This window comes from [Flexibacter] sp. ATCC 35208 (assembly GCF_001975825.1).
GTDB lineage: Bacteria > Bacteroidota > Bacteroidia > Chitinophagales > Chitinophagaceae > Chitinophaga.
In genome coordinates this window covers 145,889-157,558 of the sequence record NZ_MTKN01000001.1, presented here as the reverse complement: position 1 = coordinate 157,558, position 11,670 = coordinate 145,889, and the positions used below count along the sequence as shown (strand labels likewise).

Below are 11,670 nucleotides of genomic sequence, written 5' to 3'. Positions count from 1 at the left end.
TTAAAAATTGAAGAATATCTCAATCATTTCAATCACCCAATTATCACTTCAAACTCACCTCCTTCACCCTCTCCAAAAACCATACACTCATCTCCCCCTCTCCCCTATTCGCCCAACTATAATAAGGTATCAACGTCACCCCCTCTTTTACCGTCTCCACCTCCTGCTCCTCCCGCTCTACATTCACCCTCTTCCCCTCTCCCTTCAACACCACTACCCCATTCAACAACCCCTTCTCCATCACCACATCCCACTTTCTCCCCAACTGAAACAAATTACTCACCTTCCCCCCATTGTCCTTCCACTCCGCACAATACACCAACGGCCCCCGCTGGATCGCCACCTTCCCCACATCATCCACCAACCTGCTATCCGCCAACACCTCCTTCACCTCCATCGGCAAATTCATCGTCACCACATCCCCCTTCTTCCACTGCCTGCTCACCACCGCATACCCCTTCTCCATCTTATATGAAACCGGCTGCCCATTTACATTTATCACTACAGCAGCAAAAGCAGTATCCCTAAACCGATACAACCCATCCGGTATCGCCTCTCCCTTCGCCCATCCCGGTACCCGCACATACAAATCAAATGCACTCGCCTTTACCGGATCTATTTTTAATACAATATTCCCCTCCCACGGATAATTATGCTGCTGCGTAACCACCACATCCGCATTATTCACTTTCAATTTCGCTGTACTATTTATAAACAAATTCACATACACCCTCTTCCCCTCCTGCGCATACATATAACCCGGCACTGATGGCAAAAACCGCACTAAATTCGTCGGACAACATGAACACTCAAACCACCCTGAACGACCCGGCTCTAAACTACCATGCTTCACCCCATCCGTCACCTGCATCGCATTCGTATAAAAGAACGACTTCCCATCCAACCCCAATCCTGATATCAACCCATTATACATCACCTTCTCCAACAAATCTATATACTTCGCATCCCCATGCAATAAAAACATCCGCTCATTCCAAAATGCATTCCCTATCGCCGCACACGTCTCATTATAAGCCGTCGCATTCGGCAACTCATAATCCTCTCCAAACCGCTCCCCTTCCGGCACCGCACCTATCCCTCCCTGTACATATATCTTCTTACCCGTCATATTATTCCATATCCTGTCTATCGCCGCCAAATAAGCCGTATCCCCATCTATCGCCGCTATATCTGCCATCGCTGCATACAAATACATCGCCCTTACCGCATGCCCTTCCGCCTCATCCTGCGCCGTCACCGGCTTATCATCCTGCCAATACTTCCCATTCTGCCACTCATTCTTACTCCTCTTATCATACGCCCGCTTCCCTCTCTCATCTATAAAAAACTTCGCCAGCGCCAGATAATCTTTCCGCCCCGTAATACGATATAATTTCACTAACCCCATCTCTACTACCTCATGCCCAGGCGCCACCCCTCTCTTCCCTGGCCCAAATGTTTGCACCAACAAATCCGCATTCTTCAACGCGATATCCAAAAAATTCTTCTTCCCCGTCGCCAGATAATGCGCACTCGCCGCCTCAAATAAATGCCCTGAATTATACAACTCATGACTCAACACATGCTCATTCACCCACCGCTCTGGCCCCGCCCACTCTGGTGGATGCAAAGGATCAATCGTCCTCGCCGTATACAAATACCCATCCGGCTCCTGCGCCTTCGCCACTATCGCTATCAATGAATCTACATACCGGTCCATTTGCTTATCCGGCGTCACTGCCATCGAAAACGAAGCCCCTTCTATCGTCTTGTAAATATCCGTATCATCAAATGTAAACTTCGTACAAAACTTCCCCGAATGCGCTGCCGCCATCTCAAAATTCTTTACCCTGCCGGTATTCTCACACCGCGCAAACGACGCCGGTATCGTTACGGTATGATTCACCTGAATACGCGGCAACCAAAAGTTGTCCGTCAATTTTACCGCTGTAAAATTGACTGCACGGATCGGGTAATCCGCTTGTTGGGCTGATAAGGTAACTGAATAGAACAGTGACAATGATAAAAATAATCGCTTCATAATCGTGCATGTTTATTATCAAAAAGTGGAAAAGGCTATCGCCCTCTCCCCAAAGACCTATCTCAAAAAATAATTCTTCCAAAAAAATTAAAAAAACGCGCTGTAAGTCTACAAAAATCCATCAACACCCTGCAAAATCTTTCCAATACATCACTAAAAAGCATTCAGTAAACTCACAAAAAAGCATCCACTCAATCCTAGTAACCCGCATTCTGCTTCAAATTCGCATTCTTATTCAACTCCGTCCTCGGTATCGGATACAAACTCCTATAATCCCCATTCGGACTATGCGAAAACCAACTCTTCTTCGTAAACACCCCAAACCTGATCATATCCTGCCTCCTTCTCCCCTCCTGACTAAACTCCCATCCCAACTCATCCAAAAACCGCCCATACACCACATCACTCCCCCCCTGAAAACTTGAATCCAAATGATTCCTCAACCCATAATCATACTCACTCCCCTTCAACAAATCTGCCCCCGTCACCGTCGCCTTTGATGGATTCGTTGAAAATGACCGCTGCCTTACCGTCGTCACCAACGTCGCCGCATCTGCTGTATTTCCCGTCCGTAACAAACTCTCCGCCTTCATCATCAACACATCCGCATACCTGAACAACGGCCAGTCATTACTCAACTGCACCTGCGCCTTCTGCTTTATCTCAAACTTCCCCAATCTATACCCATGTATCTCCTCCGATGCATCTATCCCCGGTACCGCATTGATGTAATTCAATGGCTGCCCTGAATAAGCCCCCATTGTACAATTCAACACCTCCCCACCCGCACTGTACTGCTGCCCCTTTATCCAGTTATCCCTGAGCCGGTCATCATCTGCATCATACGTCTTTATAAACTGTGGTATCGCACATATCCCTCCCCACGGCGTTGACTTCAAATTATACGTCGCCTGGTTCGCCGGCTGCAATGTCTCCATATGTATATCAAATGCATTCCAGTTCGTCACATACGTCTCATCGAAAGGTAATGCGAAAATGATCTCTGGTGAGTTCTCATTCTCTGTAATGAACACATTCTTCTGCGCTGCCTCCAATGCAAACCCTACATGAGAATCTATCAACGTATCACACTGCTTTATACACGCTGCCCACGCCGGCACACCCGTATACACCTCCGCATTCAGGTACATCTTTGCCAACAACGCATGCGCCGCCCACTGATTGAATTTCCCATACGTCGTTCCATCATTCTTCGCACTCAACAATGGCAGATAGGTATTGATCTCATTCACGATAAAATCATATACCTCTTTCCGTGTGTTCTGTGTAGGCAGATATCCTGACGGCACATTGAACTCCGTCACTAACGGTACATTCCCATAAAAATCACACAACACATAATAATATGATGCCCGCAATACATGCAACTCCGCCAGCGTGGCATGCTTGGCCGTTGAATCTGATATAGGTATGATCCCTGACTCTAACTGATAGATCACCCTGTTACAATTCGTAATCCCCGCATATGCACGCCCCCATGTCTGCACCACTATATCATCATCCGCTGTCCAGGTATGCTCATGTATACGCAGATAAACACCCCCATCTACCCAACCATTCGGCCTCGCCGGTATCACCACTTCATCTCCTGATACTTCCTGCGCACGGAACAATCCATTCCAATCATTCATCACATACCGCCAGTTTACATACGCTGCCCCCACCAGACTCGCCAAATCTTCTGTAGTCGGATCAAACTGACTATCAATGATCTTATTATAACTGGTATCTTTTAGTTTGGTACAGGCCATTGCAAACAGCACTGTTATCCATATGTATCTTTTCATTGCTTTGGTTTTAAAAATTCAGATTCACACCTACAGTAAATGTTCTTACAGAAGGATACTTATCCCTGTCATCCACGCCCGGCGCCAGTCCCAGCCTGTTCACTTCCGGATCTATCCCTTTGTAACCTGTGAGTGTCAGCGTGTTCAGTGTGGATACATATACCCTCGCCCCATGGATGTACTTACTCTGAATGTGATTGAAATTATAGCCTAAAGTGATGTTATCTATCTTCCAGAAATCTCCGTTTTCCACATAGTTACTATTGAACTCCAATGGCATATCCGTACTCAATACTGCCTTGCCCATTACCTTGTCATACGCTGATTTCAGACGATTGTACTGCTGCAACCCCGTGTTCTCATAATACATGCGCTGAAAGTTCAGTATCTGGTACTTGAACGCCCCACGCATGGTCACACTCAGATCAAAACTCTTATAGCGGAATGTATTATTCCACCCTCCATAATACCTTGGCAAACCATTCCCCAATACCCGCTTATCTTCAAATGCATGTTGATATGAAGCATAATCTACCGGCTTCCCATCACGACCTTCATAGATCCACTTTCCATCATTTGATATATCTACTACTTTAAAACCATAGAAGTCGCCGATATTACGACCCACTCTCACAATATTGGTAAATGTCTGAATCGGCTCTCCCGTACTACCCGTGGTGATGTAATCCACACTCGCCTGGTACAACTCATTGGAAAGTGTGATCAGTTTGTTCGTATTGGTTGAGAACATCAGACTCGTACTCCATTCAAAATCTTTCGTCTTCACCGGAATGATATTCACCATTACTTCCAGCCCTTTGTTTTCCATCTTACCCACATTCGCACGGGTGCTGCTATACAAGTTCGGAGGACTAGGCACCGCATAATCATACAGCAAACCATTGATCCTCCTGATATAATAATCCACATTCCCACTCACCCGGCCATTGAACAATGTATAGTCTACTCCAAAGTTGGATTCATGCTTCTCTTCCCAACGCAGTTTATCATTCGGATTCTGTGAAGGACCCAGTGTCTGTATCCATACCCCATTGTTATACACATAATCGCCATAACTCAGGATACCCACACCCAGAAACAGATCTGTAGGCTGTGTACCCGTCACCCCATAACCCGCACGAAGCTTCAGGTCTGTGAGCCAGCTGATGCCTTTCATAAATGGCTCATTGCTTACTCTCCAACCAAATGATACCGCCGGAAAATTACCCCATGGCTGCTTCGTTCCATACAACTGACTCGCTGCCTCATGTCTCAGTGAAGCCAGCAATAAATATTTATCATCATAACTATAAGTCGTACGACCAAAGAAACCTATCAGGTTGGTTTCTGACTTCTCACTAAATTGCACAGCCAGCCCTTGTTTCAAGGCATACCCTATACCAATGTCATTATATGAAAAACGATCTGTCGGAAAATCCCAGTTCTGCATATAAGAATTCCGGTAGTCTGTTTCCTGGTAACTATACCCACCCATCACACTGAATTTATGCTTGCCGATATTCTTATTATACTGCGCCGTTAGTTCCATCAATCGCTGCACATTCTGTAATGAACCTACTGAAGCATATCCATTCCTGCCATCACGCAAGGTTGATATGTGTTGCTTGGTCTCTGAATAACCACGCTCTTCATTGTAACGGGTATAAGAAAACAACGCTGACAGTTTCAATCCCTCTATTGGCAACAACGTGATGGTACTGTTCATACGCGTATTCTGTGAAGTGTTTTCTCCACTGCTCTCATACAATCTTGACAAAGGATTTTCATAGTTGAACAAACCTGTCTGTTCAAACCACTTACCTGTTGAGTCGTATATTGGAGATGTCGGATTCCTTATCAATGCCTGTCTGTAGGTATACCCGTTAAAACTAATGCCATCACCTGTAGTGGTGAACTTATTATTTGAATTCAATAAACCTACATTGATGCGCAGCTTATCGTCCAGCATGCTATGATTGATATCCACTCTACCTGTAAAAGTATTGTTGTCAGACTTTTTCATAATCCCTTCCAATGAACGATAGTTCACATTCGCGAGGTAATTCGTCTTGCTGTTACCACCACGGAATGTCAGGTTATGCACATGCGTGATCGGGGTCTGTGTAATCGCTTTCTGCCAGTCCGTACTGGACCCCAGATCCCATGATTTATCACGCGTACCATCTGCTATCTGTTGACGGTAATCTGCAGCTGTCAGCATATCCATTTTACGGGCCACCGTCTGTGTACCCACATAACCACTATAATCTACGGTGTTGGTATACGCACCACCTGGCCTTCTGGTGGTTACAATGATCACACCGTTCGTTCCACGTGTACCATATATCGCCGCTGCTGAACCATCTTTCAGTACATCCATAGATTCTATATCTTCCGGCGCCACTGTTTTCAGATCACCAGGTATACCATCGATCAGTATAAGCGGACTACTATTCGCACCTAACAATGTGGTATTACCTCTTAATAAGATCTGTGTACCACTGGTAGGATCGCCACTTGGTGCAGATACAGAAAGACCGGCTACTTTACCTTGTAATAACTGTCCCGCATCGAGTACATTTCCCTTTACAAAACTTTCAGATTTCACAGTAGCAACGGAACTGGTCAGATCGCCTTTACGCTGACTACCATACCCAATTACCACTACATCCTGCAGGGAGTTTTCACTCAGTGCCAATCTGATCGTGAGCTGACTGGTACCTTTCACCGGAACTTCCTGTGTTTTATAACCTACATAACTGATGACCAGTGTATCATTGTCAGTAGAACTATTCAAAGAGAAAACACCTTTCTCATTAGAGATCGTACCCGCATGAGATCCTTTAACAGAGATACTCACACCTGGCAACGGCTCTCCCTTTTCATCTGTCACCACACCAGAAATAGGCTTTACAAAAACAGCAGGAATAGATTTTTTAATAATGATGTAATGTCCATCCTGTATATAAGCAAGATCGTTTGGCGCCAGTACTGCATCCAGGATCTCTTTGAGAGAGCGTTCTTTATCTTCCAGTGATGGAACCGACGCCTGCTGGGCTACAGTGCCGTCAATGATAAAAAGCAGTTCAGTGTTGCGTTCAATTTGTTTTAGTACTTTATTCAGTTTGGCGTCATGGATATCCAGATGGAGTCTGATGGCGCTCAGGTCCTGCCCGCGGCCATCGCGGGCTACCAACAGCAGCGTCGTTGTACATAAAACCAGTATGACCAGGAACAGGAAGCGCATGATCTTTAATAACGGTTGAAAACGTTCGTATAAGGGAATAGGAACCCCGCTTAAAATACCGCAGTATTTCATATCTTTAAATGCATTTTGTATGATGAAATAGAAGTACAATGCCGTAGCGCTGAGGCATCTGAAGTTTGCAGACCGTGGATGCTGAAAGCGCTATGTTCTTTCTATCATGAAGAATCACCGGCGGGCATGCTGATAAATTTCATAACGGGAATATTTAATCAATAAAAAAACTATCCTTAATTACTACAGCCACTACCTGAAATAGTTACCTCCCTCTTATCTTCACTGATGCTAAATGTGGAATTGTTAATCTTACACAACATGGATAAAATGAATGGCAGATTGGCTGCCTGGTCAAAACTGGCCAGGAAAGTACAGTGCGCAAGTGCCGGATTTTCAAAGTGAACATCGACATCATACTTCCGGCTTAAGCGATGGGCGACTTCTTCAAAAGTTTCATTGTTGACTTCAAAGCTGCCGTCTATCCAGGCTTTATATACGACTGCGTTTACCTGTTTTTCCCTGATCGCTCCTGTGATTGGTTCCAGCGCAATCTGTTTGTTGGCAGTGAGCACTTTCAATTGCTGATGTTGATCTTCTACCTGTACTTTGCCGGTGGCGACGGTGATGAGGACTTTAGGATCATTTTTGTAAGCTTTAACGTTGAAAGATGTCCCTAAAACTGTGGCGGTACAGGGGCCAGCTTTTACGACGAAAGGGCGGCCTGCAGCCTGTTTGATATTGAAGAAGGCCTCGCCTTCCAGTGTTACTTCTCTTTTATTGTCAGTTTCGTTATACGTAAGTTTACTATCTGCATTGAGCCATACTTCAGAGCTATCTGGCAACAATAATCGATTTTGGTGTTCGCGGGGAACATAAACAGCCATTTGCCTGGTAACTGGTTTTTTATAATAATGATAGCCAGCGGCAAACAATAGCAACACCGCAGCAGCGATGCTTACCCATGTAAAAGATTTTCTTCGGGAACCAATTTGAATCCCCTCCCTGATCCGTACCCCCATCTGTGCATCCGGTACTGGCGTGGGCATGGCTTCCCGGGCCTGGTACCACTCCTGCAAACGCTGTATTTCAGCAGGGGTAGCAGTGCCATTGAGCCATTTTTCAGCTAGTTCCTGAATGTTTTCTTTTGACATGGGAATTGCCCTTTTATAGGTAGAGTATATTTCAAAAGGTTTACCCTTGGTCCGACGAAAAAAAATTTCACATAAATAAAGTAGTGTACAAAGTACCCAGTTTTAACCGCACTGTTTTCAGTGCACGGGTCAGATGCCCCTCAGCAGTTTTGACGGAGATATTAAATGATTGGGCAGATTCAGAGAGCGCATGATCTTTCAGTTTATTATCCGCAAAAACCAGGCGGCTTTTTTCAGGCAGTTCTGCCGCAATGGTATCCACCAGTTGCAACAGTAAGCGGGCATTCACAATCGCTTCTATATCGGGTGCCGACTGCGTCATGGCAGCCATTTCCTGCATACGCGTGCGAATGGTTTCCTGACGGGCATGATAATGGAAAATAGCGTAACGGGTAATAGCGAAGAGATAACTTTTTAAAGTCGTAACTTCAATGGAATGCCGCTTCTCCCAGAGAATAATAAATGTATCCTGTACAATTTCTTCGGCGATTTCCTTCGAAGGAAGACGTTTGTAAGCCATACGGAACAGCACCTCCCAGTAGCGGGAGTATACTTCATTAAAAGCCGGAATAGAATCCGCTTTTATCAAATTCCATAAATCGGAATCCTGATGAAGATGCGCATTTTTCACGTGGTACTTATAAAGTATATATTATAAGTGTGTAATCTACAATTATTTTTTCTTTTATCCAACATTCACCGCATTCATCATGGTGCACCCCACCACACCCGCAGTCTCCGTACGCAATCTGGTTTCACCCAGTGACACAGGTTTAAAACCCTTACCCAGGGCCAGTGAAATTTCTTCAGGCGTAAAATCGCCTTCTGGCCCGATCAGCAACAGCGAATCTTTCCCTTTTTCCATAGCTTGCCAGAGATGTTGTTTTTGTTCTGGCAGACAATGCGCGATGAATAATTGCTCAGAAGGCGGCTCATTCACCAGTTTATCAAAATTGGCTGGCGTAGTCAGTTCCGGTAAATAATATTGCTGGGATTGCAGCATGGCAGAAACAAGGATGTTTTCCAGCCTGTCTGCCCGGAATTTCTCCTTTTCAGAACGATGACTGATCAGCGGGATAATAGATTGTATACCAATCTCTGTGGCCTTTTCCAGGAACCACTCGATACGGGAAGTATTCTTTGTAAACGCAATCGCTATTCTTACAGGCGCAGCCACCGCTGGCATCAGGGTGTATTGGGAGATGGTTATGACACATTTCTTGCGGTTATCGTCCGTAATCACCCCCTGGTACCGTCCCCCTTTTCCATCGGTCAAAATCACCTCATCCCCTGCTGTATGGCGCAATACCATGATGCAATACTTGGAACCAGGTTCATCCATTGTGTAAGTGGCTGCAGATGGCAGCAGTTCTTTTGCGTAAAACATGGGTGCAAAGCTATTTAATTGGTACGAGAAAATGATGCTGACTCTTCTGAATCGTATGACCGAACCAAATCAATCAAATTACTGTCTGATGTATCAAACATCATCTCTTATCCTCTTATCCTCTTTTCCCCTTCAGTCGCAATTTCCCCCTTTATTGACGTACTCCCCCCTCACAATTTTCTGTGAACAAATCTATATTTACAATTGTAAATTATACTATATGAAAACGACTAAGATCATTTACTGGGTTACCACCTCTATCTTCTTCCTCTTCGAAGGCGTGATGCCTGCCATCTATGGCAATTCTCAATTAGCCAAAGAAGGGTTTGTACATCTGGGCTATCCTGAATATTTCCGGGTACTCCTCACCATCTTCAAAGTAACGGGAGCGCTGGTATTAATTCTCCCCTTCTTCAAAGGCAGGATCAAAGAATGGGCATATGCCGGCTTTACTTTTAACCTGATCAGCGCAGCAGTTTCCCATGCCGCAGTAGACGGTCTTTCCAACGGCCAGACCTTCTTCCCTATATTTGTCATGCTGATTTTAGCGATCAGCTATTTCACCTATCATAAAATATTTGGTGTATCTTCAAGGTAATAAAAATTATATGCCACGAAAGACCGCCATTGTTATATTACTTGCATGCCTGTCTGCTACCGTTCACGCACAAACTACCGCTCTCCGGAAAACGATCGATTCTATCGCCACACATTCCAATGCACATATCGGCGTAGCTGCCTTATTGCTGGAAACCGGTGATACTCTTACTTACAGAGGCAATGATCATTATCCTATGCAAAGCGTGTATAAGTTCCCCATCTCCCTGGCCATCCTGCATCAGGTAGATATCGGGAAATATAAACTGGATGAAAAGATCCTCATTACCAAAGACGACATTATGCCCATAGGACATAGCCCTATCCGTGATGCACATCCAAATGGCGGTGTGAGCATGACCCTCAGGGAAATATCCAGGTACAATATCATGGAGAGCGATGGCACAGCCTGCGATGTATTGCTGCGCTTATTAGGAGGAACTAAGAAAACAAACGCTTACATTAAAAGCCTCGGTGTAAAAGGTATCAACATCGCCACCACCGAAAAGGAACAACAAAGCAATGATACCACCCAATATCGTAACTGGGCAACGCCAATAGGTATCACCCAATTATATAAGATCTACCTCCAAAATAAAGTATTGTCCAGCGCATCATACAATACCCTCTGGAAAGATTTAGCCGGATCTTACCCGGGCGCAAACCGCATCAAAGGGCTATTGCCCAAAGGCACAATAGTGGCTCATAAAACCGGCACCTCCGGCACACATAATGGATTCACTGCTGCCACAAATGATAGTGGTATCATTATCTTACCAAATGGGAAACACCTGATACTGACAGTATTCGTATCCGATTCAAAAGGAAGTGATGCTGAAAGAGAAGCCTGGATCGCCCAAATTTCCAAAGCAATATTTGATCACTGGACCAGGTAATCACTACCTGGTTCTCCACCTCCGGATTATATTATCAAAGATCCGCTGTAATACACTCTTTTCATCCACCATTATTTCTCCCACACCTTCCATCTCCCCCCGGTAGTCTAACCACTGCCTGCGGGTAGTATACAATCCCTTTTCCAGCCGCAGATCAGCCATATAAACGCTGTCCTGCGCCTTGATAGTAGTAACCCTCGCCTTCAGAGATCCATATTCCTCAAATGGATATTCGGCAAATTTCAGCAATACCTCCTGCCCCGGTTGCACCTTCCCGGATTTGTACCTGCTGATCAGGGCCTTTACAAGATAAGTGGTATCGCCGCCTGTGACTCTCCGGGTCAGCCACACACTGGATGGAATCGTATCCGGCAACCGGATGAATGCACCTCCTGCCAGTACGATCAACACTCCAAATGCAATCGCCGTAATCCCCCTCCTGATCACCCAGGAAGGCACCCTCCCGATGATCTCCTGTACTTCTTCACTATGTTCATTGAATTTCAATTCTGCTGGCATACTACAAGG

9 protein-coding genes are annotated in these 11,670 nt (G+C 45.2%); 2 read left to right on the top strand and 7 right to left on the bottom strand.

What is annotated here, in order from left to right:
* Positions 1-43: 43 nt before the first annotated feature.
* The 6 genes from BW716_RS00630 to BW716_RS00605 all read right to left on the bottom strand — a co-directional run bounded on the left by BW716_RS00630 (position 44) and on the right by BW716_RS00605 (position 9,649).
* Positions 44-2,041: a glycoside hydrolase family 127 protein gene (locus BW716_RS00630; RefSeq protein WP_083720162.1), complete on the bottom strand. Its 1,998-nt coding sequence runs from the start codon at positions 2,039-2,041 to the stop codon at positions 44-46.
* 197 nt (positions 2,042-2,238) lie between these two features.
* Positions 2,239-3,849 carry a RagB/SusD family nutrient uptake outer membrane protein gene (locus BW716_RS00625; protein ID WP_083720161.1) on the bottom strand — a complete coding sequence of 537 codons (1,611 nt, stop codon included), beginning with the start codon at positions 3,847-3,849 and terminating at the stop codon, positions 2,239-2,241.
* Between the two features lie 10 nt (positions 3,850-3,859).
* The gene (locus tag BW716_RS00620) at positions 3,860-7,168 is read right to left on the bottom strand and encodes a TonB-dependent receptor (RefSeq protein ID WP_083720160.1); all 3,309 of its coding nucleotides are present in this window, start codon (positions 7,166-7,168) and stop codon (positions 3,860-3,862) included.
* Between the two features lie 176 nt (positions 7,169-7,344).
* Positions 7,345-8,262 (bottom strand): FecR family protein, encoded by a 918-nt coding sequence (locus tag BW716_RS00615; RefSeq protein ID WP_083720159.1) that lies wholly within the window; start codon positions 8,260-8,262, stop codon positions 7,345-7,347.
* Positions 8,263-8,329: 67 nt separating this feature from the next.
* Positions 8,330-8,893: a sigma-70 family RNA polymerase sigma factor gene (locus BW716_RS00610; protein ID WP_083720158.1), complete on the bottom strand. Its 564-nt coding sequence runs from the start codon at positions 8,891-8,893 to the stop codon at positions 8,330-8,332.
* A 54-nt stretch (positions 8,894-8,947) separates the two neighbouring features.
* Positions 8,948-9,649 (bottom strand): 16S rRNA (uracil(1498)-N(3))-methyltransferase, encoded by a 702-nt coding sequence (locus BW716_RS00605; RefSeq protein ID WP_083720157.1) that lies wholly within the window; start codon positions 9,647-9,649, stop codon positions 8,948-8,950.
* A 220-nt stretch (positions 9,650-9,869) separates the two neighbouring features.
* Here BW716_RS00605 and BW716_RS00600 point away from each other — a divergent pair, with 220 nt between their 5' ends.
* Positions 9,870-10,247 carry a DoxX family protein gene (locus BW716_RS00600; RefSeq protein WP_083720156.1) on the top strand — a complete coding sequence of 126 codons (378 nt, stop codon included), beginning with the start codon at positions 9,870-9,872 and terminating at the stop codon, positions 10,245-10,247.
* Between the two features lie 10 nt (positions 10,248-10,257).
* Positions 10,258-11,142 carry a class A beta-lactamase gene (bla, locus tag BW716_RS00595; protein WP_083720155.1) on the top strand — a complete coding sequence of 295 codons (885 nt, stop codon included), beginning with the start codon at positions 10,258-10,260 and terminating at the stop codon, positions 11,140-11,142.
* A gap of 3 nt (positions 11,143-11,145) precedes the next feature.
* Here the strand turns inward: bla and BW716_RS00590 are convergent, their stop codons facing one another.
* The gene (locus BW716_RS00590; RefSeq protein ID WP_083720154.1) at positions 11,146-11,661 is read right to left on the bottom strand and encodes a hypothetical protein; all 516 of its coding nucleotides are present in this window, start codon (positions 11,659-11,661) and stop codon (positions 11,146-11,148) included.
* Positions 11,662-11,670: the final 9 nt, after the last annotated feature.

Bases quoted from the DNA above. Each gene is read 5' to 3' on its own strand.
- BW716_RS00615 (WP_083720159.1), bottom strand. From the start codon at position 8,262: ATGTCAAAAGAAAACATTCAGGAACTAGCTGAAAAATGGCTCAATGGC.
- BW716_RS00600 (WP_083720156.1), top strand. From the start codon at position 9,870: ATGAAAACGACTAAGATCATTTACTGGGTTACCACCTCTATCTTCTTC.
- BW716_RS00625 (WP_083720161.1), bottom strand. From the start codon at position 3,849: ATGAAAAGATACATATGGATAACAGTGCTGTTTGCAATGGCCTGTACC.
- bla (WP_083720155.1), top strand. From the start codon at position 10,258: ATGCCACGAAAGACCGCCATTGTTATATTACTTGCATGCCTGTCTGCT.
- BW716_RS00630 (WP_083720162.1), bottom strand. From the start codon at position 2,041: ATGAAGCGATTATTTTTATCATTGTCACTGTTCTATTCAGTTACCTTA.
- BW716_RS00620 (WP_083720160.1), bottom strand. From the start codon at position 7,168: ATGAAATACTGCGGTATTTTAAGCGGGGTTCCTATTCCCTTATACGAA.
- BW716_RS00605 (WP_083720157.1), bottom strand. From the start codon at position 9,649: ATGTTTTACGCAAAAGAACTGCTGCCATCTGCAGCCACTTACACAATG.
- BW716_RS00590 (WP_083720154.1), bottom strand. From the start codon at position 11,661: ATGCCAGCAGAATTGAAATTCAATGAACATAGTGAAGAAGTACAGGAG.